At 69.3% G+C, this 25,042-nt stretch carries 22 protein-coding genes and 2 pseudogenes; 16 read left to right on the top strand and 8 right to left on the bottom strand.

The features are described 5' to 3' along the window. Positions 1-52 precede the first annotated feature (52 nt). The 8 genes and pseudogenes from KBX00_RS19940 (at position 53) to rny (ending at position 7,300) form a co-directional block, all read left to right on the top strand. Complete coding sequence (locus tag KBX00_RS19940) at positions 53-1,435, top strand: MFS transporter (RefSeq protein WP_210829157.1); 1,383 nt, start codon at positions 53-55, stop codon at positions 1,433-1,435. Positions 1,436-1,439: 4 nt separating this feature from the next. Continuing rightward, positions 1,440-1,640, top strand: a complete 201-nt coding sequence (locus KBX00_RS19945; RefSeq protein WP_210829158.1) for a DUF3046 domain-containing protein — start codon at positions 1,440-1,442, stop codon at positions 1,638-1,640. Positions 1,641-1,825: 185 nt separating this feature from the next. Next, positions 1,826-2,440, top strand: a pseudogene (recA, locus tag KBX00_RS29400) (recombinase RecA); the annotation flags it as partial. 324 nt (positions 2,441-2,764) lie between these two features. Then, positions 2,765-3,304, top strand: a pseudogene (locus KBX00_RS29405) (LAGLIDADG endonuclease); the annotation flags it as partial. Positions 3,305-3,475: 171 nt separating this feature from the next. Next, positions 3,476-3,976, top strand: a complete 501-nt coding sequence (locus KBX00_RS29410; protein WP_374225335.1) for a hypothetical protein — start codon at positions 3,476-3,478, stop codon at positions 3,974-3,976. A 9-nt stretch (positions 3,977-3,985) separates the two neighbouring features. Continuing rightward, positions 3,986-4,750, top strand: a complete 765-nt coding sequence (locus tag KBX00_RS19955) for a regulatory protein RecX (RefSeq protein WP_210829159.1) — start codon at positions 3,986-3,988, stop codon at positions 4,748-4,750. A 661-nt stretch (positions 4,751-5,411) separates the two neighbouring features. Further along, positions 5,412-5,537 carry a hypothetical protein gene (locus KBX00_RS29415; protein ID WP_301548273.1) on the top strand — a complete coding sequence of 42 codons (126 nt, stop codon included), beginning with the start codon at positions 5,412-5,414 and terminating at the stop codon, positions 5,535-5,537. Continuing rightward, a complete protein-coding gene (rny, locus tag KBX00_RS19960; RefSeq protein WP_210829162.1) occupies positions 5,534-7,300 on the top strand; it encodes a ribonuclease Y in 1,767 nt (588 codons plus the stop codon). The genes KBX00_RS29415 and rny overlap by 4 nt, the downstream gene beginning before the upstream one ends. Before the next feature lie 105 nt (positions 7,301-7,405). Here the strand turns inward: rny and KBX00_RS19965 are convergent, their stop codons facing one another. Genes KBX00_RS19965 through KBX00_RS19980 form a run of 4 tightly spaced genes read right to left on the bottom strand, consistent with a single transcriptional unit; the run spans position 7,406 to position 10,809 of the window. Beyond that, positions 7,406-8,392 carry an amino acid ABC transporter permease gene (locus KBX00_RS19965; protein ID WP_210829164.1) on the bottom strand — a complete coding sequence of 329 codons (987 nt, stop codon included), beginning with the start codon at positions 8,390-8,392 and terminating at the stop codon, positions 7,406-7,408. Then, positions 8,389-9,096, bottom strand: a complete 708-nt coding sequence (locus tag KBX00_RS19970; RefSeq protein WP_164445613.1) for an amino acid ABC transporter permease — start codon at positions 9,094-9,096, stop codon at positions 8,389-8,391. Before KBX00_RS19970 ends, KBX00_RS19965 begins: the two co-directional genes overlap by 4 nt. 24 nt (positions 9,097-9,120) lie before the next feature. Beyond that, positions 9,121-10,002, bottom strand: coding sequence for a glutamate ABC transporter substrate-binding protein (locus KBX00_RS19975; protein WP_210829166.1), 882 nt, complete (start codon positions 10,000-10,002; stop codon positions 9,121-9,123). Positions 10,003-10,062: 60 nt separating this feature from the next. Beyond that, complete coding sequence (locus KBX00_RS19980) at positions 10,063-10,809, bottom strand: amino acid ABC transporter ATP-binding protein (RefSeq protein WP_210829168.1); 747 nt, start codon at positions 10,807-10,809, stop codon at positions 10,063-10,065. 188 nt (positions 10,810-10,997) lie between these two features. On the opposite strand from KBX00_RS19980, the gene selD reads away from it, so the two are divergent. Beyond that, positions 10,998-11,987, top strand: a complete 990-nt coding sequence (gene selD / locus KBX00_RS19985) for a selenide, water dikinase SelD (protein WP_210829170.1) — start codon at positions 10,998-11,000, stop codon at positions 11,985-11,987. 218 nt (positions 11,988-12,205) lie between these two features. Beyond that, on the top strand, positions 12,206-12,685 hold the full coding sequence (locus tag KBX00_RS19990; RefSeq protein ID WP_210829172.1) for a hypothetical protein: 480 nt from the start codon (positions 12,206-12,208) through the stop codon (positions 12,683-12,685). Between the two features lie 4 nt (positions 12,686-12,689). Here KBX00_RS19990 and KBX00_RS19995 read toward each other — a convergent pair whose 3' ends face one another. Beyond that, positions 12,690-12,920 carry a DUF2277 domain-containing protein gene (locus tag KBX00_RS19995; protein ID WP_210829174.1) on the bottom strand — a complete coding sequence of 77 codons (231 nt, stop codon included), beginning with the start codon at positions 12,918-12,920 and terminating at the stop codon, positions 12,690-12,692. Positions 12,921-12,973: 53 nt separating this feature from the next. On the opposite strand from KBX00_RS19995, the gene miaB reads away from it, so the two are divergent. From miaB to KBX00_RS20020, 5 genes are all read left to right on the top strand, one after another. Further along, on the top strand, positions 12,974-14,497 hold the full coding sequence (miaB, locus tag KBX00_RS20000) for a tRNA (N6-isopentenyl adenosine(37)-C2)-methylthiotransferase MiaB (protein ID WP_210829176.1): 1,524 nt from the start codon (positions 12,974-12,976) through the stop codon (positions 14,495-14,497). 122 nt (positions 14,498-14,619) lie between these two features. Further along, on the top strand, positions 14,620-15,636 hold the full coding sequence (locus tag KBX00_RS20005; protein WP_210829178.1) for a tetratricopeptide repeat protein: 1,017 nt from the start codon (positions 14,620-14,622) through the stop codon (positions 15,634-15,636). A 3-nt stretch (positions 15,637-15,639) separates the two neighbouring features. Next, the gene (locus KBX00_RS20010; RefSeq protein WP_210829180.1) at positions 15,640-15,990 is read left to right on the top strand and encodes a hypothetical protein; all 351 of its coding nucleotides are present in this window, start codon (positions 15,640-15,642) and stop codon (positions 15,988-15,990) included. Then, positions 15,971-18,250 (top strand): CHAT domain-containing protein, encoded by a 2,280-nt coding sequence (locus tag KBX00_RS20015; RefSeq protein ID WP_307868944.1) that lies wholly within the window; start codon positions 15,971-15,973, stop codon positions 18,248-18,250. The genes KBX00_RS20010 and KBX00_RS20015 overlap by 20 nt, the downstream gene beginning before the upstream one ends. Further along, positions 18,247-19,215: a tetratricopeptide repeat protein gene (locus KBX00_RS20020; protein ID WP_210829181.1), complete on the top strand. Its 969-nt coding sequence runs from the start codon at positions 18,247-18,249 to the stop codon at positions 19,213-19,215. Before KBX00_RS20015 ends, KBX00_RS20020 begins: the two co-directional genes overlap by 4 nt. Before the next feature lie 51 nt (positions 19,216-19,266). Here the strand turns inward: KBX00_RS20020 and KBX00_RS20025 are convergent, their stop codons facing one another. After that, positions 19,267-20,229, bottom strand: coding sequence for a GntR family transcriptional regulator (locus KBX00_RS20025; RefSeq protein WP_210829182.1), 963 nt, complete (start codon positions 20,227-20,229; stop codon positions 19,267-19,269). Between the two features lie 219 nt (positions 20,230-20,448). Here KBX00_RS20025 and KBX00_RS20030 point away from each other — a divergent pair, with 219 nt between their 5' ends. Next, positions 20,449-21,573 carry a helix-turn-helix domain-containing protein gene (locus KBX00_RS20030; RefSeq protein WP_307868960.1) on the top strand — a complete coding sequence of 375 codons (1,125 nt, stop codon included), beginning with the start codon at positions 20,449-20,451 and terminating at the stop codon, positions 21,571-21,573. 313 nt (positions 21,574-21,886) lie between these two features. Here the strand turns inward: KBX00_RS20030 and KBX00_RS20035 are convergent, their stop codons facing one another. Both KBX00_RS20035 and KBX00_RS20040 read right to left on the bottom strand, forming a co-directional pair. Further along, positions 21,887-23,326 carry an RICIN domain-containing protein gene (locus KBX00_RS20035; RefSeq protein WP_210829184.1) on the bottom strand — a complete coding sequence of 480 codons (1,440 nt, stop codon included), beginning with the start codon at positions 23,324-23,326 and terminating at the stop codon, positions 21,887-21,889. A 427-nt stretch (positions 23,327-23,753) separates the two neighbouring features. After that, the gene (locus KBX00_RS20040) at positions 23,754-24,962 is read right to left on the bottom strand and encodes a DUF349 domain-containing protein (RefSeq protein ID WP_210829185.1); all 1,209 of its coding nucleotides are present in this window, start codon (positions 24,960-24,962) and stop codon (positions 23,754-23,756) included. Positions 24,963-25,042 lie beyond the last annotated feature (80 nt).

A 25,042-nucleotide genomic window follows, 5' to 3' on the forward strand; every position in this document is an offset into this window, starting at 1 on the left:
GACCGTCGGTCGGGTGCGAAAAGATGGTCACCCCTTACCAAGGAGCCTCCCGTTGGCCACTGACCTGACGACCACACCGGCGCACCCGGACGTCGCGCCGATCCAGCGGCGCACCCTGCGGCTGCTCTTCACCACCCAGGTCGTCGGCGGCATCGGCGTGACCATCGGCATCGCCGTCGGCGCCCTGCTCGCCGCCGAGATCGCCGGCACCGCTGTGGCCGGCCTGGCGCAGAGCGCCGCCGTGGTCGGCGCGGCCCTGCTCGCCGTACCGGTCACCCGGATCATCACCGGGCACGGCCGCCGCCCCGGCCTGGCCGTCGCGTACCTGGTGGGGGCGCTCGGCGGAACGCTTGTCGTGCTCGCCGCGGCGACCCGGTCGGTCCCGCTGCTCTTTCTCGGCATGCTCCTCTTCGGCGGCGGCTCCGCCGCCAACCTCCAGGCCCGCTACGCCGCGGTCGACCTCGCCGAACCGGACCGGCGTGCCCGGCAACTGTCGCTGATCGTCTGGGCCACCACCATCGGCGCGGTCGCCGCCCCGAACTTCGCCGCCCTCGCCGACCGCACCACAAGCGGCTGGGGACTGCCGGCACTGTCCGGCCCGTTCGCGTTCAGCGCCGTCGCGTTCGTGCTCGCCGCCGGCGTACTGCTGCTGTGGTTGCGGCCCGACCCGCTGCTCACCGCGCGCCGGCTCGCGACGGGCCGGGCCGGCGAGTCCGAGCCGACCCCACCCGGACCGCCACCGGCACCGGCCGAGCCGGCCCAGGCGGCGTCCGCGCTCGCTCCGGCCGGCCCGGTCCCGGCACCGGCAGCGCCGGCCCGGAACGGCGGAGGCATGCGCGCCGCCTGGTCGGTGGTACGCGCCCGGCCGGCCGCCCGGCTCGGTGTGTCCGCCGTGGCCGTGGGGCACCTGGTGATGGTGGCGGTGATGGCGATGACCCCGGTGCACCTGCGGGAGTACTACGCCGTCGACGAGGTGCTGCCGGTGGTCGGGCTGGTGCTCAGCCTGCACATCGCCGGCATGTACGCGCTGGCGCCGGTGGTCGGTTGGCTCGCCGACCGGTTCGGCCGCCGCCCGGTCATCCTCGGCGGGATCGGCACGCTGCTGGCCGCCTGCGCGGTCGCCGGCACCGCCGGGCACCACACGCCCCGGCTCACCGTCGGGCTCATCCTGCTCGGGCTCGGCTGGTCGGCCACCATGGTGGCCGGCTCCACCCTGCTGTCGGAGTCGGTACCGGACGAGGTGCGGCCCAGCGCCCAGGGACTGTCCGACCTGCTCATGGGGCTGGCCGGAGCGCTGGCCGGCGCACTCAGCGGGTTTGTCATGCAACTCGCGGGTTATCCCGTGCTCACCCTGCTCGCGGCGGTCGCGGTGGCACCCCTGCTGGCGCTAGCGTTGCGTCCGGTGCCGGTGGGTGCACCGGACAGGAAGGACTGATCACGTGCGGCTTACCGACTTCTGGTCGCGCCTGGCCGAGGCGTTCGGGCCGGCGTACGCGGCCAGCATCGCCAGCGACCAGGTGCTGTCGGAACTCGGTGGACGAACCATCGAGCAGGCCCTCAGGGCCGGCGTGGAGACGCACGTGGTGTGGCGCGCCGTGGTCGCGGCCTATCCGGACCGTGTCCCCGCCCGGCTACGCTGAGCAGCCGATTCGTTACTTCCGCGTGTCTCTTGCCGAGTCGTACACCTGTTCGGCTATTGTCCACAGCGGGGTGCTCGTCCACAGGCCACGGCCAGTCGGCTGGTTTTCTGTCGGACCCAGCGCCTAGCGTGTCCCGCGTGACGCGAAGCTCAGGAAAGACGCCGGCGAAGGCAGGGGTGGCAACGATGGCGGCAGGTCCTGACCGGGAGAAGGCGCTCGACCTTGCTCTCGCTCAGATCGACAAGCAATTCGGCAAGGGCTCGGTGATGCGGCTGGGGGAGCGGCCGGTCATCCAGACCTCGGTCATTCCGACCGGTTCCATCGCGCTCGACGTGGCGCTCGGCGTGGGCGGTCTGCCCCGTGGCCGGGTCGTCGAGGTGTACGGCCCGGAGAGCAGCGGTAAGACCACGGTCGCCCTGCACGCGGTGGCCAACGCCCAGCGGGCCGGCGGCATCGCCGCCTTCATCGACGCCGAGCACGCGCTCGACCCGGAGTACGCCAGGGCCCTCGGTGTCGACACCGACGCCCTGCTGGTCTCCCAGCCGGACACCGGCGAGCAGGCGCTGGAGATCGCGGACATGCTGGTCCGCTCCGGCGCGATCGACATCATCGTGATCGACTCGGTCGCCGCGCTGGTGCCGCGCGCCGAGATCGAGGGCGAGATGGGCGACAGCCACGTCGGTCTCCAGGCCCGGCTGATGAGCCAGGCGCTGCGGAAGATCACCGGCGTGCTCAACAACACCGGCACCACCGCGATCTTCATCAACCAGCTCCGCGAGAAGATCGGCGTCATGTTCGGATGTGGATCTTGGGATACCAAGGTCACTCTTGCCGACGGCTCTCAGCAGCTCCTAGGCAAGATTGTTACCGAGAAAATGGACGTCGAGGTGCTCTCCTACGACGGAGAGCTGGGCTGCCTTGCCCCGCGCCGGGTCGTCAACTGGTTCAACAACGGCACGACTGATGAGTTCCTGCGGTTCAAGGTCGAACGGGCAGGCGGTGGCACCGGCCGAGGCCAGGCGACCATGTCGATGACCCGTAACCATCTGATCATGACTCCGGGCGGTTGGCGCGAGGCAGGCGAGCTGCTTCCCGGTGATCGGGTGATGTTGGCCCAACCTCACATGTTGGGTCCGCAGCAGTGGCAGTTGGTGCTCGGGTCACTGATGGGAGACGGCAACCTTTCGGCGCCTGTTCGGCGAGACGCAGAGAGCGCCCGCTTCCGGATGGGCCACGGCGTGAAGCAGGCCGACTACCTTGACTGGAAGATTTCCCTGCTCAGCAACGTCCGGCACAGTCGAACGACCAACGACAAGGGCGCAGTGTTTGCCGACTTCACCCCTCTCGCGGAGCTCGGAGAGCTGCGGCAGGCGGTCTATCTGGGCGATGGTAAGAAGCATCTGAGCTGGGATTACCTCAAGGAACTGACCCCCTTTGCCCTCGCTGTCTGGTACATGGATGACGGATCCTTCACCCTGCGTTCCAAGGGCCTACAGCAGCGGACTCAAGGAGGTAGTGGCCGCATCGAGATCTGCGTCGAGGCGATGAGCGAAGGCAGCCGCCAGCGTCTGGCGGAGTACCTGCGCGACAGTTGGCGTCTCGATGTGAAGCTCAGCAAGCGTGGGCAGCGTCAGATCAACGTTCTGCGCTTCACCACAGCGACTTCCGAGAAGTTTCAGGAGATCGTCGCGCCCTACATCCCCGAGTGCATGGAGTACAAGCTCCTGCCGAGATTCCGTGGCCGTTGTGAAGTGATCCCGCAGTTCACCAAGTCGACGTTGTACCCGTTGCCTGCCCGGATTCTCCAGATCGAGGCTAGGCGCGACTACAAGAACATGGACCGGTTCGACATCGAGATTGAAGGCTCGCACAACTATCTCGCTGATGGAATCCTGGTGCACAACAGCCCTGAGACCACCACCGGTGGGCGGGCGTTGAAGTTCTACGCCTCGGTCCGGCTCGACGTGCGGCGCATCGAGAGCCTGAAGGACGGCACCGACGTGGTCGGTAACCGCACCCGGGTCAAGGTCGTGAAGAACAAGGTCGCCTCCCCGTTCAAGCAGGCCGAGTTCGACATCATGTACGGCAAGGGCATCTCCCGTGAGGGTTCCCTGATCGATGTCGGCGTCGAGCAGTCGATCATTCGCAAGTCCGGTGCCTGGTACACCTACGAGGGCGACCAGCTGGGCCAGGGCAAGGAGAAGGCCCGCGAGTTCCTCCGGGAGAACCCGGACGTGGCCGCCGAGATCGAGAAGAAGATCCTGGAGAAGCTCGGCGTCGGGGTCGGCGCGGGCGACGCCGCCGGTGGCCCGGAGCTGCCGCCGGTCGACTTCTGATCCTGAGTCGTGGCAGGACGACGTGCCCGCTCGGGGCGGGGCTGGGATGCCAGTCCGCCCCGCGCGGGTGACGCCACACCACGTCCCCGTCGGGGCCGCCGCGCTGCCGGCAACACCTCCGACCCGGGTGACCCGTCGGCTCCGGACGTGTCGGCTCCAGGTTCCCCAGCCTCGGGCAGGGCTGGTTCCACCCGACGGGCCGGCGGTTCGGCACGCGAGGACGCAGCTGCCGCGCCTCGTGACGAGGCTGAGGTGGCCCGGGAGATCTGTCTGCGACAGCTCGCGGTGCGTCCGCGTACCCGTGCCGAGCTGGCTGCCGCGTTGGCGCGGCGGGGCATCTCCGAGGAGACCGCAGCCCAGGTCCTCGACCGGTACGACGAGGTCGGCATCATCGACGACGCGGCGTTCGCCCGGGCCTGGGTGAGCAGCCGACACGCCGGCCGTGGGCTGGCTCGCCGAGCACTGGCCAACGAGCTGCGTCAGCGCGGCGTGGACGGCGACACGGCCAGCGAGGCGCTCGACGAGTTGGACGAGACCACCGAGGCGGAGACCGCTCGCGCCCTGGTGGAGCGGAAACTGCGTACCGCCCGGGGTGAGCCGGACGCGGTGTTCCGGCGGCTGGTCGGCATGCTGGCCCGCAAGGGCTACCCGGCCGGTGTCGCGATCCGGGCGGTGAAGGACGCGATCGCCGCGCAGAGCGCCGAGGCGGCCGAGTTCGCCGAGCAGATCGACGCCGACGCCCTCGCCGACGCCGAGGGTGAGATCGACCGCTGACCGCGCGTTCGCGCTGTCGTGCCGTCCACCAGCTGTGATCTCGGCCAGGCCCGTCCCGGGGGCTGCGGGTGATGCGTTGGGCGCCGGTGCGACGACCACCTCCGTGACGTGACCAGCCTTGATGGGTCACCTCGGCGTTGGCCGTTCGTCTTTTTTGCCCGCTGGCGTCCGAGTGTTCATTGGCGGAGGGTGACGAGTTAACTTCTCTCCGTCCGGGTGGTTTGATCATCTGTTCTTGACCGGAGGCCGGTTGAGACCTAGCCTCGCCATAAAGGCTCACATTGCCCGACCAAGCGCAGGCTAAGCGCACAACATAGATCCCGTAACAGAACAGCATCACTTTGGCCGGCACCTTCGGCCGCGTACGTCAGCTCCGGACAGGCCGGTCCGGGCTCGCGTGACACTGCACCCGGCCCGCCCGCGGCCGTCAGGACGTCGGCGGAGGAAGCCAACCCACGGCCATGCGCTCCGGTCGGGCGTCCAGAGTCGCAGGAGCGTGCCCACCCGGCAGGCTGTTGCGGCGCGACGGTTCAGGGGAGGCGCGCCATGGCGAGGCGGCACAGGTTCACCGGAGTCCCGGCATGAGCGAGCGGAGCGGGTCGGCCGTGCGGCACTGTTCGGCGCTGCCCGTCAGGGGTGCGCGACGGAACGGAGCGTCGGCATGAGCGCGGGGGCGGGTGCTCCCGGTGCGGCGGATTCCGGGGCCGGCGACGACGGTGAGCAGAGTTCCGGTCCACCAATCGTTGCCGTGGTGGCCGGCGACGGGCCGGACGGAGCCGGCCGATGAGCGCCTTCGATGTCGTGATCCTGGTCGCCGTGCTGGTGTTGACCCTCGTGGTGCTCGGCGCGGTCCTGTTCGGCGTGCGGCTGATCCGGGGTCTGTTGACCCGTCCGACACCGGAGGATCCGGCGTACGTCGCGGAGAAGGATCGGCAGGAGCAGTCGCTGGCCGCGCTGCGTACCGCCGCCGACGAGGTGAACAGCACCATCGATGTGGCGAAGTCGGCGGCTGCGGCGGCTCGTGCCGAGGCGGCGGGGGCCAAGGCCGAGGCGAAGGCCGCCCGGGCGGAGGCGCGTCGGGTGCTCGACGACGCCCGTGCCGAGGCGGACACGGTGCTCGAACGGGCGCACAAGCAGGCCGAGGCGGACGCCGAGCAGTTGCGCACGGCGGCCCGGCGCAGCGGTGAGCGGGAGGTGGCGGTGCTGGCCGCGACCACCCGGGAGCAGGCCGCCGAGGTGGAGCGGCGGGCGACCCGGATGGACGAGCGGGAGCGGCTGCACACCGAGGAGGTGGAGCGGCTCGCGGAACGGGAACGTCAGCTCACCGCGGCCAACGCCGCGCTGGCGGCCCGTGAGGCGGCGCTGGCCGAGCGGGAGGCCGCCCTGGCCGAGGTGGAGAACCAGCGACGCCGTGAGTTGGAGCGGGTCGCCGGGTTGACCGCCGACGCCGCCCGGGCCGAGTTGGTCGAGGCGATCGAGGGCCAGGCGAAGCGGGAGGCCGCGCTGCTGGTCCGGGACATCGAGTCCGACGCGAGGTCCACCGCCGAGCAGCGGGCCCGGCACATCGTGGTCGACGCGATCCAGCGGGTGGCGAGCGAGCAGACCGCCGAGAGCGTGGTCAGTGTGCTGCACCTGCCGGGTGACGAGATGAAGGGGCGGATCATCGGCCGGGAGGGCCGCAACATCCGGGCCTTCGAGTCGGTCACCGGGGTGAACCTGATCATCGACGACACCCCCGAGGCGGTGCTGCTGTCCTGCTTCGACCCGGTCCGCCGGGAGGTGGGCCGGTTGACGCTGGAGAAGCTGGTGCTGGACGGCCGGATCCATCCGCACCGCATCGAGGAGGTGCACGAGCTGGCCCGTCAGGAGGTGGACCAGCTCTGCCACCGGGCCGCCGAGGACGCCCTGGTGGAGGTCGGCATCACCGAGATCCACCCGGAGCTGGTCACCCTGCTGGGCCGGTTGCGCTACCGCACGTCGTACGGGCAGAACGTGCTCAAGCACCTGGTGGAGACCGCGCACATCGCCGGGGTGATGGCGGCCGAGCTGCGGCTGGACGTGCCGTTGATCAAGCGGTCGGCGTTCCTGCACGACATCGGCAAGGCGCTCACCCACGAGGTGGAGGGCAGCCACGCCATCATCGGCGCGGACGTGGCCCGTAAGTACGGGGAGAGCGAGGACGTGGTGCACGCCATCGAGGCGCACCACAACGAGGTGCCGCCGCAGACCGTGGAGGCGGTGCTGACCCAGGCGTCGGACGCCTGCTCGGGTGGGCGGCCGGGAGCGCGGCGGGAGAGCCTGGAGGCGTACGTCAAGCGGCTGGAACGCATCGAGGAGATCGCCGCCGGCAAGGTCGGGGTGGACAAGGTCTTCGCGATGCAGGCGGGCCGCGAGATCCGGGTGATGGTCAAGCCCGACGACGTCGACGACATCGGTGCGGCGGTGCTGGCCCGGGACGTGGCCAAGCAGGTCGAGGAGGAGCTGACCTATCCGGGGCAGATCCGGGTGACGGTGGTCCGCGAGTCCCGGGTGACCGAGATCGCCCGCTGATCCCGACGGCTGTGCAAGACGACGCGGCGCCGGCCATCAGGCCGGCGCCGCGTCAAGGTTGTACCGGTGTGGGGTGGGTCTGATGCCCGCCGGTGCGGTGCGGCGTCAGGTGGCGGTCCCGGCTACCGCTTCGGTTTCCTGGACAGTGCCCGATTCGCCTCCGGTCGTCGCCGGCTTCGACTTGCGTGCGCTACGCCGCCCCTTGGCGAGACGCCGCTGGGTGTACTCGGCCAGCTTCGACAGCAGGTAGTTGACGGCGATGTAGATGACGCCGACGACGACGTACACCTGGATCGGGTTGTCCAGCACCTGGATGATGAAGCTGCTCTTCCGCAGCACTTCCTCGTAGCTGATGATGAAGCCGAGCGACGTGTCCTTGAGCACGACGACGAGCTGGCTGATCAGTGCCGGAAGCATGATCCGGAACGCCTGCGGCAGCAGGATCATGCGGGTCGCCTGGAATGAGGTCAGCCCGATCGCGTCGGCCGCCTCGCGCTGGCCGCCGGGCAGGCCCTCCATGCCGGAGCGGAGGATCTCACCGATCACCACGCCGTTGTAGATGGTCAGACCGAGCACCAGGTACCAGAGGATGTCGCCGAGGTCCACGCCGAGCACCGGGAGGCCGCTGGCGCAGAAGAAGATCGTGATGACGACCGGCAGCCCTCGGAAGACCTCGACGAAGAACCTGGTCACCCCGTTGAGGAGCCAGCTCAGGGCGCGTACGGCCAGTGCCACCGGCGCGGGAAGGCTGTCGAACCGGCGGCGCATCAGCGACTTGAGCTGCACCCGCAGCACCGCCAGGAGGGTGCCGAAGGCCAGCGAGCTGACGATGGCGAGCGCGGCGGCCGTCAGGGTCGCCTGGAAGCCCTGTCCGAGCTGGGTCCACACCTGTCCGAAGACCTCGTTGCCGGGGTCGATCAGGGGGCCCCACCGCTCCATCGAGAACTGGCCGCGTTCGTCGAGCGGGCGGTAGACGAGGAAGTACAGCCCGGCCGCTGCGGCGAGCGCGGCGAGGATGCTCGAGATGAGGGTGATCCGGCGGGCCCGGGGTCCCGGGGCGTCGTAGAGGACCGACATCGAATCGTTGCTCATCGGGCCACCGCCTGCCGGCGCTCCACCCGGTCCAGCAACAGGCCGAGGGGCACGGTGAGGATCAGGTAGCCCAGGCTGATGCCGATGAAGACGGGGATGATCGGGAAGCCGCCGGCGCTGGTGAGTGACTGGGCGCTGGCGGACAGGTCACCGGCGACGCCGAAGAAACCGGCCAGGGCCGAATTCTTGATCATGGCGATCAGGACGCTGCCGAGCGGCACGACCGCTCCTTTCCATGCCTGGGGCAGGACGACGTACCGCAGGTTCTGGGTGAAGGTGAGCCCGATTGCCCGGGCCGCCTCGGCCTGGCCGCTGGGTACACCGTTCACGCCGCTGCGGATCGCCTCGGCCACGAACGCGGCCGTGTAGACGCTGAGCGCGATGAGGGCGAACCGGAAGTACGGCAGGTCGGTGCCGAGACGTTTGAAGATCTGGTCCAGTCCGGGTATCCGGAGGAAGTCCGCGTTGGAGCCGAGGGCCGGCAGGGCGAACGCGGCGAAGAACATGACGATCGTGAGCGGGCAGTTGCGCAGGACCGTGACGTACGTGCTGCCGAGCCAGCGCAGCGGTGGCACGGGTGAGATCCGCATCACGGCCACGAGGACGCCGATGATCAACGCCCCCGTGGCCGCCAGGATGCAGAACTGAAGGGTGACGAAGAATCCGTTGCGAAAGACGTCGAAGTTGTTGACGAGAACGTCCACAAAATCACCCTTCAGCTGCGGGGATCAGTAGCGGTTGACGGTGGGGATCTTCGGGTCGGCGGAGTCGATCTTGCCGGCGGTGTCCTTCCACGCCTGCAGGTAGCGACCGTCCTCGAAGATCTTCTCCAGGGTGTCGTTGAGGAAGGTGCGGAAGTCGTTGTCGCCCTTCTTGAGGCCGATGCCGTACGGCTCCTCGGTGAAGGTGTCACCGACCAGCTTGAACTGGCCCTCGTTCTGCGACATGTAGCCGCTGAGGATCACGTTGTCGGTGGTGATGGCGTCGACCTGACCGCCCTTGAGCGCGTCGAGGCACTTGGTGTAGACGTCGAAGACGACCAGCTGCTCGCCCACGTTGCTCAGGTACTGCTCGATGTTGGCGGCGGGCGTGGAGCCCTGGACCGAGCAGACCTTCTTGCCGGTGGTCTTGAACGAGTCGGGGCCGGTGATCTCGTTCTCGTCGGCCTTGACCAGGATGGTCTGACCGGCGATGTAGTACGGGCCGGCGAAGTCGATCCGCTCCTTGCGGGTGTCGTTGATCGTGTAGGTCGCCACGACGATGTCGACGGCGCCCTCCTCGATGCGCTGCTCGCGTACGGTCGACGGGGTCTCGACCCACTCGATCTTGTCCTCGGGGATACCCAGCTCCTCGGCAACGATCTTGCCGATCTCGACGTCGAAGCCCTGCGGCTTGCCGTCGAGCCCCTTGAGGCCGAAGAGCGGCTGGTCGAACTTCGTGCCGATCTTGATGGCCTGTGCCTGGTTCAGCCGCTCCATCGTGCTGCCAGCAGCGAAGTCCTTGTCGGTGCCGGCACCGGTGCCCTCACCGGCGTCGTCGCCGCCACAGGCGGCCATGCCGAGCGTGAGGGTGGCAGCCGCGGCGATCGCCGCTATGCGCGTCATACGCATGTTCATCTCCTTCTACGACGGAACCCGCCGTCGATCGACGGCGTGCCCCACTACGGACGGCTAGTGCGTGAGGATTTTGGAGAGGAAGTCCTTGGCCCGTTCACTGCGCGGATTCGCGAAGAACTCGTTGGGCTCGGCCTCCTCGACGAGCTTGCCGTCGGCCATGAAGATGACCCGGTTCGCGGCGTGCCGGGCGAAGCCCATCTCGTGGGTGACCACGACCATGGTCATGCCGTCGCGGGCCAGCGAGGTCATCACGTCCAGCACCTCGCCGACCATCTCCGGGTCCAGCGCGCTTGTCGGCTCGTCGAAGAGCATTGCCTTGGGCTGCATGGCCAGCGCGCGGGCGATCGCGGCGCGCTGCTGCTGGCCGCCGGAGAGCTGGGCCGGGTACTTGTCGGCCTGGTTGGCGATGCCGACCCGGTCGAGCAGGGCCAGCCCTCGCTCCCGGGCGGCCGCCGGCTTCTCCTTGCGGACCTTGATCGGGCCGAGGGTGACGTTCTCCAGGATCGTCTTGTGCGCGAAGAGGTTGAACGACTGGAACACCATGCCGACCTCGCTGCGCAGCTTGGCCAGGGCCTTGCCCTCGGCCGGCAGTGCCCGCCCGTCGAAGGTGATGGTGCCGGAGTTGATCGGCTCCAGCCGGTTGATGGTGCGGCACAGGGTCGACTTGCCGGAACCGGACGGGCCGATCACCACGACCACCTCGCCCCGGCCAACCGACAGCGAGACGTCGTCGAGTACGTGTAACGGCCCGAACCACTTGTTGACCGAGTCCAGCACGATGAGCGGTTCACCCGTCGCCACGTCGTCTGTCCTCCTCGTCGCTGTCGGGAGTCGGTCGACCCCCGGTAGCGGCCACTGTAGGCGGGGTGAAGTGGCGGAACACAACCCAGATGGTCACGGAGCGGTAACACCATGGATGATCCGACTCCGGCGTCCGAATTTGCCCCGCGCGGCTGGCGTACCGCCCTCGTGACGGAGATCATGAGGGGATGACCGAGCCCGTGCGGTTGACCCGCTACGCCCGTGGCGGCGGCTGTGCCTGCAAGATCCCGCCGGGCGAGCTGGAGGCGATGGTGGCCGGCCTCGGCCCCACCGCCGGCACCGCCGAGCTGCTGGTCGGACTCGACCACGGCGACGACGCCGCGGTGGTCCGGCTGGACGAGCGCACCGGTCTGGTCACCACGGCGGACTTCTTCACGCCGGTGGTCGACGACGCGTACGACTGGGGCCGGATCGCCGCCACCAACGCGCTGTCCGACGTGTACGCGATGGGCGGCAGCCCGCTTGTCGCACTCAACCTGCTCTGCTGGCCGCGTGATTTGCTGCCGCTGGAGCTGGCCCGCGAGGTGCTGCGCGGCGGCTTGGACGTGGCCCGCGCGGCCGGGTGTCACCTGGCCGGCGGGCACAGCGTCGACGATGACGGTCCGAAGTACGGCCTGGCCGTCACCGGGCTGGTCCGGCCGGAAGAGTTGATCACCCTGGACGCGGGGCGGGCCGGGCTGCCGCTGTCGCTGTCGAAACCGCTCGGCGTCGGCGTGCTCAACACCCGCCACAAGAGCACCGGCGAGAGCTTCCCGGCGGCGGTGGCGGCGATGACCACCCTCAACCGGGACGCCGCGCGGGCGGCGGTGGCGTCCGGCGTGCGCTGCGGCACCGACGTGACCGGATTCGGTCTGCTCGGGCACGCCTCGAAGCTGGCCCGGGCGAGCCGGGTCACGGTGGCGATCGACACCGCCCGGGTGCCGTACCTGGCCGATGCCCGCGAGGCGGTCCGGGACGGGTACGTCAGCGGTGGTTCCCGCCGCAACCTGGAGTGGGTGACCCCGTGGACGGACTTCGGCGCGGCCACCGAGCAGGACGCGCTGTTGCTGGCCGACGCGCAGACCTCCGGCGGGCTGCTGGTCGCCGGGGAGATACCGGGCGCCCCGGTGATCGGTGAGCTGCTGCCCCCCGGCGACCACCGGGTCGTCCTGCGCTGAACGCGGTGCCGCCGGGTCGCGTGCCGCTGCGTGGAAACACGCACCATACCCGATAAACTGTCATCTTCCCGCTACCTGGAGCGATGAAGCTCCGGGAAATTTGGGCCAGAATGGTCACAGACCGGTAACTTGCCCACGGCTGGGGGCAAATGCCCCCCACCATCGTCGGTAAGGCCCGATCCGGAGGCCGGTGGGGACGAGCACAGCGAGGAGACGGCATGACCGAGCTGTGGAACTGGAGAATCGACCAGGTACGACCGGTGGAGGTCTACCCGGCGCTGGCCGACGCGCTCGGTCGGGTGGTGATGCCACTGGCGGTGGCTGACCCGCTGCGGCTGCCGACGTACGCGGTGGTCTGCGACGTCTGGCAGGCGCCGGGGGAGTTCGCCACGATCGTGGACTGCTACGGCGTACCGGACGAGCTGCCCGAGCTGCCCAGCATCGCGGCGCTGGCCCGGCTGCTCGGCCGCAACTGCCTGCTGCGTGACGACACGCTCGACGACACCCGGCACCTGCTGGTGGCCCCGGACGGCAGCATCCGCCCGGTGCACTTCGACGTGCGGGAGACCGACGAGGGCGAGGTGCTCAGCGACCGCCGGCTGTGCACCGAGGCCGACCCGCGCTGCCGGGGCTGGTCGCGCTGCCACCGCTCCCGCTGGGCACCCGACTCGGTCAACCCGGCCCTGGCCGCGGCCTGAGGTGCTACGGCGTGGCGGCCGGCCGGGTGCCGCCGCGCACGACCAGCTCGTCGAGCAGGGTGCGGGTGGCGCCGGCGATCGTGGCCACCGCCGCGTCGAACGCCTCGGCGTTGTGGGCCGCCGGGGCCCGGAAACCGGAGATCTTCCGGACGTACTGCAACGCCGCGGCCCGCACGTCCGCGTCGGTGACCTCGGGGGTGTACGGCTCACGCAGGGTCTTGATGCTGCGGCACATGGCTTCTCCTCGTTTGCGTCCGATTCCTCGGACCCGGCTACGCTGTGCACGTCATGACTACCGCAGCGGCGGGCGGCCCGCGCACCTACCAGGTGCGCACCTACGGCTGCCAGATGAACGTGCACGACTCCGAGCGCATTTCCGGCCTGCTGGAGCAGGCGGGTTACGTCCGCGCGGGCGAGGCCGAGGACACCCCCGACGTGGTGGTGTTCAACACCTGCGCGGTCCGCGAGAACGCGGACAACCGACTGTACGGCAACCTCGGTCACCTGCGTCCGGTCAAGAACCGGCACCCGGGGATGCAGATCGCCGTCGGTGGCTGCCTTGCCCAGAAGGACCGGGGCGACATCGTCCGCCGGGCGCCCTGGGTGGACGTGGTCTTCGGCACCCACAACATCGGCTCGCTGCCGGTGCTGCTGGAGCGTGCCCGGCACAACGCCGCCGCCGAGGTGGAGATCCTCGAATCCCTCGACGTCTTCCCGTCGACGCTGCCGACCCGCCGCGAGTCGACGTACGCCGGCTGGGTGTCGATCTCGGTGGGCTGCAACAACACCTGCACCTTCTGCATCGTGCCGTCGCTGCGCGGCAAGGAGAAGGACCGCCGCCCCGGCGACATCCTCAGCGAGGTACGAGCGCTCGTCGACGAGGGCGTGCTGGAGGTGACCCTGCTCGGGCAGAACGTCAACTCCTACGGCGTCGAGTTCGGCGACAGATACGCCTTCGGCAAGCTGCTGCGGGCCTGCGGTGAGATCGACGGGCTGGAGCGGGTGCGGTTCACCAGCCCGCACCCCAAGGACTTCACCGACGACGTGATCGCGGCGATGGCCGAGACACCGAACGTCTGCCCCTCGCTGCACATGCCGTTGCAGTCCGGCTCCGACGACGTGCTGCGCGCGATGCGCCGCTCGTACCGGTCGGAGAAATACCTGGGCATCATCGAGAAGGTCCGCGCCGCCATGCCCGACGCGGCGATCACCACGGACATCATCGTCGGCTTCCCCGGCGAGACCGAGGCCGATTTCGAGCGCACCCTGGACGTGGTCCGCGAGGCGAGGTTCTCCTCCGCCTTCACCTTCCAGTACTCCAAGCGGCCCGGCACCCCGGCCGCGAGCATGGACGGTCAGCTGCCCAAGCAGGTCGTGCAGGAGCGGTACGAGCGGCTGATCGCCTGCGTGGAAGAGATCACCTGGGCGGAGAACAAGAAGCTGGTCGGTGAGACGGTCGAGGTGCTTGTCGCCGTCGGCGAAGGCCGCAAGGACGAGCGCACCGGCCGGATGTCGGGGCGGGCCCGCGACGGCCGCCTGGTGCACTTCGCGACGGGTGGTGCCGGCGAGATGGGCGACGCCGGGTCGATCCGCCCTGGCGACATCGTGCACACCACGATCACCTACGCCGCACCGCACCACCTCAACGCCGACGGTGCGCCGCTGTCGCACCGTCGGACCCGGGCCGGAGACGCGGCCGAGGCGGGGCGTTCACCGCGTACCCCCGGGGTGTTGCTCGGGCTGCCCACGATCGGCGCGCCGGCCGTCGCGTCCGAGCCCACGACCGGCTGCGCCGTCTCGCCCCTGAGCTAGGTGTCGGCCTGTCTCCGGGCCCAAGCGCCCGCCGGTAGCTGTCTTGGTCGAACCCGCGAAGGCACCCTCGTAGCCACACCGTCCTGATTCGACGGTGCTGACGTGCTCCTCAGTGTCAGATCATGGTCGTTGTGATTTGCCGGATCGGTGCCGGCCGTATCGTGCTGACCGGTGTGGAGGATCTTTTGACTCGCTCACGGTCGGCTGCCACGGTGGCGCAGTGGGCGGAGGTGCACCGGCTGGCGGTGGCGGGTCGGGAGCCGGTGATCGCCCGGTACGTCGGGGCTCGGGTGGCGAGGGTGTGGCTGCGGACGTCCCGGTTCGTGGATGCCGATGCCCTCGCGACCGCCACCCTGACCCTCGGCCCGGACGCTGGTGCCTTCTATCACCTGGGGTGGGCCCAATTCGCCACCGGACGAGCTCGGCGTGCGCTGGACAGCTACGAGCGGGCCCTGCACCTTTACCGTGAGGCGGACGACCGCGCCGGTGAAGCCGTCACCCTCACCAACATCGGCAGTGTGTACGACGGGCTCGGCGACTGGCAGCAGGCCCTCACCTACTACCAGCAGGCCCTACCCACCCTCCAGGAGGTGGGCGACCGTGCCAACGAAGCTGCCACCCTCACCAACATCGGCGCCGTGTACCACGCGCTCGGCGACTGGCAGCAGGCCCTCACCTACCACCAGCAGGCCCTACCCACCCTCCAGGAGGCGGACGACCGTACCAGCGAAGCTGCCACCCTCAACAACATCGGCGCCGTCTACCACGCGCTCGGCGACCGGCAGCAGGCCCTTACTTACTATCAGCGAGCCCTATTCATCCGGCGGGATGTGGGCGACCGGGCCGGCGAAGCCACCACCCTCAGCAACATCGGTGGAATCCGATTCCAGGAGGGTGATCTCGTTGGGGCGGGGGCCGCGCTCGTCGACGCGGTCCAGGTCCTCCGCTCGATCGGTGACCGCGGGTCGGAGGCCCTGGCGAGCTTCAACATGGCCTACCTGTTGCTGCGGATGGAGCGAGTGGACGATGCCATCCAGTTCCAGCGTCGAGCGGTGGCGCTGGCCGAGGAGACGAGCCATCCGGATCTAGACCAGATGCGGGCGTTCCTCAGTGACCTTGAGCAAGAACAGAAGGGGTAGCCGGTGGGAACTGCCGTTCTTGAGGTGTCGGGGTCGGATGCCACGCGTTGGGCTGCGGAACTGCGCGGCGCTTTGGCCGCGAAGGCCGGGCCTGGTGATGAGGTGTCGCCGGTTGAGGTACGGCGTTCAGCCGAGCTGGTGGTCGCCGTGATCGGGTTGGTGTTCGGCGGGATCGGTGCGGCCAAGACGATCTGGGACTGGTGGCAGTCCCGCCGCCCGCAGGGCGTCAGCGTCACGATCCTGCTGAGCGACGGCACCCGGGTCACGCTGTCCGATGTCAGCAGTGGCGAACTGGAGATTGCGTTCCAGCAGGTCGAATCGCGGCAAGCTGAGGGTGGGAACCAGAATGGGTGAGCTGCGCACGTACGAGTTGGAGGTCTTCGAGCAGACCTGCGACTATGCGGAGTTACGCCTGTCGACCGGTGGAGGCCCATCGAAGACCCGTGGCCTGGACAGGGCGGCTGTCGACCGGCTGATCGGGATGGTGGAACGCGACTACAGCCAGCACGCGGTCGCGCAGCAGGTGTTCGGGGCGCCGCAGCTACGAGATCTCGGCGCGAAACTGGCCACCTTTCTCGACGGCGATGAGCGGTGGCTGACCCCGGTCCTGGACAGTCCGCCCGGCATCACGTTGCGCATCACCGCCGCGGAACGGTTGCGGCACCTGCCCTGGGAACTGCTCGCCCCAGCCGGCTCGTATCTGACCGCCTCCGCCAGTGCGCCGCTGCTACCGGTGCGGTCAATCGGCACCAACGCCGCGCTCACGGACCAGGTCAAGCCGGCGAACCGGCCGTTGCGGGTGCTGTTCATGGCCACGTCCCCCGAGGGGGTCGAGCCGGTGCTCGGCTACGAAGCGGAGGAAGCGGCCATCCTGGACGCCACCTCTCGCACCGGAACGGAACTGGTGGTGGAGGAAAGCGGCACCCTGGAAGGTCTTCGCTTCGTCAGTCTCGACCACGGCGCGGGATACTTCGACGTCCTGCACCTGAGTGGCCACGCCAACGTCGGCGCGGACGGCCAGCCCCTCTTCCTGGTGGAGAACGAGTTCGGTGGGCGCGCCCATGCCACCGCTGACCAGATCGCCCAGGCGTTGGGCGGTCGCTGGCCCCGCCTGGTCTTCGTCTCCGGCTGCCTGACCGCCAGCGCCCCCGACGCGGGCGCGTTCCCGTCGATGAGTGAGAGCCTGGTCCGCGCCGGAGCCCCGGTCGTGTTGGGGTGGGCGCTGCCGGTCGGTGACGTCTCCGCGACCGAATTCGCCGCCGAACTCTACCGGTCGCTGGCTGCCGGGCAGGCCCTCGACCGGGCCGTGGTCGAGGCCCGCCAGCGGCTCTACGCGAACAAGCGCGGCAACTGGCATCTGCTGCGCGTCTACGCCGACAGGTCTCCTCTCGCCCCTATGGTCACGCCCCTGCACGAGAAGGGGCGTGCCCGGATTCAGACCCGCCCCGCCGAGCAGGAGTTCCTGGACCCGCAGACCCAACTGTCCCGGGTCGCTTCCCGCGCCGCGTTCGTCGGACGACGGCGGGTCATCCAGCGCTGCCTGCGTACCCTCAAACAACCGCACGGCGGCGACGGCGCGGCGCAGGCCCTGGTCCTGGCCGGTATGGGTGGTCTTGGTAAGAGCAGCCTGGCTTCCCGGCTGCTGGAACGCATGCCCACCCACCAGCGTGCCGTCTGGTACGGCCGCGTCGACCTGCCCAAGTTCCGGGAACTCACCACCAAAATCGACTTCCCGACGATGGAGCAGCAGATCGAAGCGACCAAGCTGCTCGACACCACCGAGGCTCCCCTCCTGGTCCGGCTGCGCCACCTGCTGCACGTCGACGGACCTCTCGGGCAGACTCCCTGTCTGTTCGTGTTCGACGACTTCGAGGACGGCAACCTCGACGAACGCGACGGCGGGCATGTGCTGTCCCCGGAGATGGCCGACATCCTCCCAGCCCTGCTGACCGCCATCCGCGACACCGGCAGCCCCAGCCGGGTCATCATCACCAGCCGCTACCGCTTCCCCACACCCGCCGGCACCAGCATCATCATCGAGTCACTGGAAACCCTCACGGATATCGAGCAGGCCAAGAAGCTCGCGAGCCTGTCCAACCTGCGCCCCGGCTCCCCGATCGACCCCGACGTACGCCAACGCGCCATCGAAGCCGCAGCCGGCAACCCTCGCCTGCTCGACTGGCTCGACCGGATCGTCGCCGCCCCCGACCTCGACATCGACGGCCTCATCACCGCCATCGAGGCCGAAGTCGACCGGTTCCGCCGGGAAACCATCCTCGCCAAGAACCTCTTGGCCTCCCAACCCGCCGAGCTACGGAAGATGCTCGCCAAGGTCAACGTCGTCGAGCTGCCCGTCCCCGCCGAGACCGTCCGGGCCGTCCACGACCACCCCGACGCCACCGATCACATCGCACGTGCCGTCCAACTCGGCCTGATGGAAGAAGGCACCGACCCGGAAACCCGCCAACCCCGCTACTACGTCTCCAACGTCCTACGCCCCCTCATCCGCCCCCTGCTCACCGACGACGAATACACCCAAGCCTGCGCCGCCGCCGCCCGATCCCTCTACAAACTCTGGATCACCGACCCCGCCACGACCGAGCCCACGTCATGACCACACTCGCCCACTGGGTGGAGATGCACCGGCTGGCGGTGGCTGGCCGGGAGCCGGTGATCGCCCGGTATGTCGGGACCCGCGTGGCGAGGGTTTGGCTGCGCACGTCCCGGTTCGCCGATGTCGAGACCCTCGCGACCGCGACCCTGACCCTCGGCCCGGACGCCCGCGCCTTCTACCACTTGGGGTGGGCCTACTCCGCCACGGGGCGGCCCCGACCCGCCCTGGACAGCTTCGAGCAGGCCCTGCGCCTGTACCGCGCAGCCAATGACCACGGTAACGAATCCGCCACCCTCAGCAACATCGGTCTTGTGTACGACGGGCTCGGTGATCGTCGGCAGGCTCTGGCCTTCTACGAGCAGTCGTTACCCATCGCGCGTGAGGTGGGTGATCGTGCTGGTGAGGCTGCCACCCTGAACAACATCGGTCGCCTGTATGCCGGGCTTGAGGATGGACGGCGGGCGCTGACCTTCTACGAGCAGGCGCTACCCATTCTGCGTGAGGTGGGTGATCGTGCTGGTGAGGCTGCCACCCTGAACAACATTGGCGGCGTGTATGCCGGGCTTGGGGATCGGCGGCGGGCGCTGACCTTCTACGAGCAGGCGCTACCCATTCTGCGTGAGGTGGGTGATCGTGCTGGTGAGGCTGTCACTCTGAGCAACATCGGTCTTGTGTATGCCGGGCTTGGGGATCGGCGGCGGGCGCTGACCTTCTACGAGCAGGCGCTACCCATCGCGCGGGGAGTGGGTGACCGTGCCGGCGAAGCTGTCACCAGATACAACATTGCGATGATCCATCGTGGCGAAGGGCGTCTCGGCGAGGCGATCGGCGAACTCGAAGTGGTCGTCGAACTCGACCGCCAAGTGGGCCACCCGGACCTCGCAGTCGACGCCGCCATGCTCGAACGACTACGCCAAGAGCGAGCAGCCGCTCAGCGAACTGATCCGAGCCCCGGCCAAGGCTGAAACACCTGCGGCGCTCAGGTGGTGCGGATCGACGAACGGCGACCTTGTGTGTCAGGGCAAGTCGGTCTCCTCGTCCGGTGACCAGGGGTCGATGGGTATCTCGTAGACGAGGCGGTAGCGGTCGCCGGGGAAGACGATGTCGGCGGTCTCGACTCCGGTCGGCCCGGCGTAGTAGGTGCGTTCGATCGCGATTACCCACCGGCCGCCGCGCTTGTCGAGGTCGAGGGCTGTGATCTCCGCAGGCGTTGCCGGCCGGGTGGTGACCTCTTCGATGAACCGGTCGATGTTCACGCCGATGAAATCCATCCGGGCGACGACGCCGATGATCGGCCCCTGCTCGGGGTACTCGACCTGGGTGCCGCCGGTGACGGCGATCGGCTCGTACGAGTCGGCCAGCTGGATGGGATTGCCGTCCGCGAGGTATCGGTACCTGGTGTGCATCACGGTGTCGCCTGGTCGGATTCCGAGTCGTTCCGCGATGTGCGGCGTCGCGGGGATCTTCTCGCTTTCCGACTCCCAGCTCGGTTGGCGCCCGGCTGCTTCGCTGTCTCGCCCGAATGGCGATGTGCTGCCGAGGCGCTTGCGCATGTCTCGGGAGTGGGCGCGACGCACGAGCTGACTCCGGTCGCGTACGTAGTTGCCGGAGCCGCGTCGACCCTCGATGAGCCCTTCGCTGCGCAGCAGGGTGAGGGCGTGCTTGACGATCGTGGTGGAGTAGCCCCAGCGCTGTTGTAGCACCTTCTCGGTGGGGAGCTTGTCACCCGGTGCCAGTTCACCAGAGAGGATCCGCGAGCGCAGGTCGTCCACGACGCGCTGGTAGTTCGGCGGTTCCTTGTCGGTCATCGACAGCCTTTCCGGCTGGGTGCAGGTGTTCGCGTCAAGTCGACCATGCTCCCAGGGCCGTAGCAACGAGGGCACCATCGTGACCTGAGCATAGTTCGTGCGCTCAAATCCTTCACTGAAGTAAGTTAGTGCGATAACTTTGAGTGAAGACAGGAGAAAGCCCTTGGTCATTCGACCAAGACGCTCCGGTGTGAGGGCTTGCCAGAACCCCGAAGGGATCTGCGGTGGTGATGATGGTGCTCAGTGGAGTGCTGCTGGGGTTCCTGGCCGGGCTGTTCGCGTTTCGGGTGAAGTCGCGGTGGTGTCCGCGCTGCGGGGCGTCCACTCATGCCATGCCGGTGCAGGGGGACCGATGAACCGTCCCCACCGGCGTGACCACACTCCGTACCCATCGGGCGGCGGGTCGCCGAGCTGCGGGCCCGCCGGGGGATGAGCCAGCAGGCGTTCGCCGACCGGCTCGGCAAGTCGAAAAGCTGGGTCGACAAGATCGAGCGTGGCGTACGCCGGCTCGACCGCTACTCGGTCTTCCGGGAGATCGCCGACGTGCTGCGTCTCGACCCGGACCTGCTCCTCGGCCCCCGCCAACCACCACCCACCGCACCCAGCCTCGACGGCATCGACGCCGTCCGCGCCGCTCTGACCCGCTACCACGACCGACCCCAACGCACCGTCACGGCACAGCAGGCCAGCCGGCAGGTCGCGTACGCCTGGATGGCCTACCAGCACGCCCGCTACCCGCAACTCCTCGACGCCCTACCTACCCTGCTCGACGCCACCCACGGCACCCGGAGCCTGCTGGCATCCACCTACCGGATCACCGCCGCCGTACTGATCAAACTCGACCACCCCCACCTCGCCTGGCTCACCGCCGACCGGGCCGTCACCGCCGCCGACGGTCCCACAGGCACCGGCACTGCCACGATCGCCGTCGCGCAGGCCCTGCGCGCCCTCGGCCACCACCACCTCGCGCTAACCGCCGCCCTCACCGCGACGGACACCGCAGACGACCCTGCCGTACGCGCAACCCTGTACCTCCAGGCTGGACTCGCCGCCGCCGGCAGCGGCGACCGCCGCAACGCCCGCGACCTGCTCGACCACGCCGCCGCCCTCGCCGACCGGCATGCCAGCGACACCGACCCGTACCACACCGACCCGCACCACACCGGCTTCGGACCCGCCGCTGTCCGGGTGGCCCGCTTCCTCGCCGCCCACCACCTCGGCGACACTAGCGAGGCCATTCACCGCCACGTGCACGCGATCCGCAGCGACGGCTGGCGACGGCTACCTCCCGAACACCGTGCCGCCCACCTCGTCGACGCCGCCCGCGCCTACCTCGACACCGGCGACCCCGCCCAGGCTGGGCAAACCCTGCTGCACGCCGACCGCATCGCCCCCGCCGAAGTCCGCAGCCGCCCGGCCGCGCGTACCCTCCTCGCCCAGGTCATCCAACGCGGACCCGCAGCTGCCGACGTCGCGCGCCTGGCCACCATCGTCGGCCTGACCCGTCAACCCTGACCCGCGCGACTCGCAGGCCGAGTGCTGCTCTCCGGCAGCGTGTCCCCGCCGAGCCACCACCCACCACCCACCACCTGGCGTCCTTTGCTCTGCTTCAACCCACGCAACGGTGAGCCGGCGAAACCATTGCGTGGAGTGAAGCAGAGCAAAGGAGCCACCACACACATCCGCCGGGACCCGGCTGTGGCCGCGTCACGCAGCCCTGGGCGGCCTGTGTCGAAGTCGGCAGCCGGCCTGCGGGCGGGCGGGCGCGCGACGCCTGGCTGGACGCCGCCTCGACCGAGGACTTCGACACAGGCCCTGACCCTGCGGGTCAGACCGAGATCCGACCGGCGCCCGCGCCGCCCGTCACGATCGACTTGACGTTGCTCGGGGTGTCCAGGGTGTACGAGTACGGGATGCCGGCGACGCTGCCACCGGTCTGGCCGCCGCCCGAGTTGACGAAGTGGTTGTTGCGGGCCACCAGGGAGCCCGGGCCGGAGCTGCCCTCGCCCAGGTGGTACGGGTCGGGGGTGTTCTCGAAGTAGTTGCCCTCGACCAGCACGCCGGCGTTCATCGTGGACGCCACACCGTAGCCGCGCACGTTGCTGTAGTAGTTGTTGTAAACGTGCACCGGGTTGCCGAAGCGGACCCGGGGGTGCCGCTGGTTGCTGCCGTCGAACCAGTTGTGGTGGTACGACACCCGCAGATGGCCGGCGTCCTGGCTGGCGTTGTCGTCGCTGTGCCCGAGCAGCATCGACTTGTCGTGGCCGTAGACGCGGTTCCACGACACGGTGATGAAGTCGGAGCCGCGCTTGATGTCGACCGCGCCGTCGTAGCCGGCGGTGAAGCTGTTGTGGTCGATCCAGATGTTGGTGGCGGACTCCTGCACGTTTATCGCGTCGTCGTCCCAGTTCCGGAAGGTCAGATTCCGGATGATGACGTTACGGTCGCCGTTGATGTTGAAGCCGCAGCCGGCGATCGTGGCACCGGAGTTGCCGAGGATGGTCTTGTTGGAGCGGACCCGCAGCATCCCCGAGCAGTTGATGGTGCCGGAGACGCGGATCACCGCAGCGCTGCTGGAGTTGAGCGCGCTGGTCAACGCCGAGGCGCTGGTGACGGTGGTGGTGCCGGCGTTGCCGCCGCCGGTGGTGCCGCCGTTCTGGGTGGCCCAGCCGACCAGCCCGGTCTGCGGGCCGGGGTTGGGCGGGGGAGTGGGATTGGTGCCGCCGCTCAGTCGCACCAGCTGCCACCGCTGGTTGGCGCCGTCCAGGTCGGCGTACTGGGAGATCATCGCCCCGTCGGCGGTGGACCATCCCCACAGGTCGAGGACCTTGTTGCTGTGCCGGTTGACGAACCGTACGTCGCCGTTGGCGGAATCCGCGAGCCGCCAGTGCTGCTTGGTGTCGCTGCTCGCGGTGACCTGGGTGACCTGCACCCCGTCGTTGGAGTTGGGGACGGTGACGACCTTGCCGGAGTGCCGGTTGCGCAGCTGGTAGTAGCCGCTGCCCACGTCGACGAACTGGAACTGCTGGTTGTTGCCGTCGAGGCGGCTGAACTGCCGGATCTCGCCGCCGTCGGCGGTGGACCAGTTCCACAGATCCATGGCCTTGCCGCTGTGACGGTTGACGAACACGTAGTAGGCGCCGGTGTCGACGGTCGCCGCGGCGGCCGGAGTGATGGTCACCGCGACGGCGGCGGCGGGCAGCGCGACGGCCGTTGCGGCCAGCACCGCCAACCGTCGCGTCAGGCGAGGCTTGACGTCTGCAAGCACGGTGGTTCTCCTCATCCTCGTTATCTGGGACGGATCGGATGACGCTTCGGCGCACCAGGGGAACCGGCGGTCAGCACCGGCCCGCTCCGGTCCGTGACGTGGGCGGCCACGGCGGCTGCGGGGGTGGTGGGCCGTGGTGGACGCCCGGATGCGTCATCCGGTGCGGTCGGCAGGGGGTGCGCCCCGGCGGTGGAGGCTGCCGTGCCCGGCGGCAGCGATGCCGTGGCGGTCGCAGGATGCGCCCTGCCGTGGGATGAACTGGTCGGAATGGCTCCCGTGCCTCGCCCCTGGGGAGGGCAAGCGCTTTCCCCAGATAATCACAGATCGACGTCGATGTAAATGTCGTACGCTAACATCGCCGGGGCCTGCGGAAACGACGATGCCCCCGGCCCCCGTGTGGGGTAGCCGAGGGCATCGGACGTACGGCTCAGCCGGCCTGCTCGGCCAACTGGAGGAACTGACGCTTCGAGGCGAGCGCCTGCTCGGCCTCCTTGATCCGCCGGGTGTCGCCGGCAGCCTGCGCCCGGGACAGCCGCTCCTCCGCCTCCGCGACCTGCGCACGCATCTGGGCCAGCAGCGGGTTGTCCTCCCGGCTGGTGCGCCGCCAGGCGGAGTCCATCACCTCACGGACCTTCTCGTCGACCGCGCGCAACCGGCGCTCCAACCCGGCGGCCGCCTCGCGCGGCACCCGACCGGCCTCGTGCCACTGCGCCTGGATCTCCCGCAGCTTGGCCTGGGCGCCCTTCGGGTCACCGTCCACGTCGAGCGCCTCGGCCTCGGCGAGCAGCGCCTGCTTGCGCTCCAGGTTGGCGCGCTGCTCGTTGTCGCGGGCGGAGAAGACCTCACTACGCCGGCTGAAGAAGGCGTCCTGGGCGGCGCGGAATCGTTCCCAGAGCTTCTGCTCGGCTTCCTTCGACGCGCGCGGCGCGGCCTTCCACTGGGTCATCAGGTTCTTCAGGTGGTTTGCCGTCACCGCCCAGTCGGTCGACTCGGCGACCTTCTCGGCCTCGGCCACCAGCTCCTCCTTGACCGTCTGCGCCTGCTTGCGCTGCGCGTCCAGGGAGGCGAAGTGAGCACCCCGGCGGCGGGTGAAGGCGTCCCGCGCAGCGGCGAACCGCTTCCACAGCTCACCGTCGGTCTTCTTGTCGACCCCCCGGATGGTCTTCCACTCGTCGAGGATCTCCTTGAGCCGGTCACCGGCGGTCTTCCAGCCGGTCGACTCGGCCGCCAGCTTCTCGGCCTCCTCCACCAGGGCGGTCTTGCGGGCGAGGGCCTCGACGCGGGCGGCCTCCTTGGCGGCCCGGGCCTCGCCGGCCTTCTCCTCGGCCACGGTGGCGAGCTTGTCGAGCCGGGCTGCCAGGGCATCGATGTCGCCGACGACGTGGGCCTCGGCGAGGGAGCCACGGATCCGCCGGATGGTGGCGAGCGAGTGGTTAGCGTCCGCCGCACCGGAGTTGAGCCGTGCCTCGGTCAGATCCACCTCGGTCACCAGGTCGGCGAAGCGGCGGGCGAAGTGTGCCAGCCCTTCCTCCGGTGCTCCCGCCTGCCAGGATCCGACCACCCGCTCGCCCTCGGCGGTCTTGACGTAAACGGTGCCGTCCGCGTCCACCCGTCCGAAGGCAGTCCAGTCGCTCATGTGCCCATCCTCGTTCTCCCGGCACCAGGGAGCAGCCTCCCGGGCGCCGCCACGGCGCAGCCAAGTTTCTCCGGGCATTG

This window comes from Micromonospora sp. C95, assembly GCF_018070465.1.
Classification (GTDB): domain Bacteria; phylum Actinomycetota; class Actinomycetes; order Mycobacteriales; family Micromonosporaceae; genus Micromonospora.

What these genes read in the sequence shown, in the direction of transcription:
- KBX00_RS29410 (WP_374225335.1), top strand. Translation starts at nt 3,476, where the DNA reads ATGGACCGGTTCGACATCGAGATTGAAGGCTCGCACAACTATCTCGCT.
- KBX00_RS29415 (WP_301548273.1), top strand. Translation starts at nt 5,412, where the DNA reads ATGAGCGCGGGGGCGGGTGCTCCCGGTGCGGCGGATTCCGGGGCCGGC.
- rny (WP_210829162.1), top strand. Translation starts at nt 5,534, where the DNA reads ATGAGCGCCTTCGATGTCGTGATCCTGGTCGCCGTGCTGGTGTTGACC.
- KBX00_RS19965 (WP_210829164.1), bottom strand. Translation starts at nt 8,392, where the DNA reads ATGAGCAACGATTCGATGTCGGTCCTCTACGACGCCCCGGGACCCCGG.
- KBX00_RS19975 (WP_210829166.1), bottom strand. Translation starts at nt 10,002, where the DNA reads ATGCGTATGACGCGCATAGCGGCGATCGCCGCGGCTGCCACCCTCACG.
- selD (WP_210829170.1), top strand. Translation starts at nt 10,998, where the DNA reads ATGACCGAGCCCGTGCGGTTGACCCGCTACGCCCGTGGCGGCGGCTGT.
- KBX00_RS19990 (WP_210829172.1), top strand. Translation starts at nt 12,206, where the DNA reads ATGACCGAGCTGTGGAACTGGAGAATCGACCAGGTACGACCGGTGGAG.
- KBX00_RS19995 (WP_210829174.1), bottom strand. Translation starts at nt 12,920, where the DNA reads ATGTGCCGCAGCATCAAGACCCTGCGTGAGCCGTACACCCCCGAGGTC.
- miaB (WP_210829176.1), top strand. Translation starts at nt 12,974, where the DNA reads ATGACTACCGCAGCGGCGGGCGGCCCGCGCACCTACCAGGTGCGCACC.
- KBX00_RS20005 (WP_210829178.1), top strand. Translation starts at nt 14,620, where the DNA reads ATGGTCGTTGTGATTTGCCGGATCGGTGCCGGCCGTATCGTGCTGACC.
- KBX00_RS20020 (WP_210829181.1), top strand. Translation starts at nt 18,247, where the DNA reads ATGACCACACTCGCCCACTGGGTGGAGATGCACCGGCTGGCGGTGGCT.
- KBX00_RS20025 (WP_210829182.1), bottom strand. Translation starts at nt 20,229, where the DNA reads ATGACCAAGGGCTTTCTCCTGTCTTCACTCAAAGTTATCGCACTAACT.
- KBX00_RS20040 (WP_210829185.1), bottom strand. Translation starts at nt 24,962, where the DNA reads ATGAGCGACTGGACTGCCTTCGGACGGGTGGACGCGGACGGCACCGTT.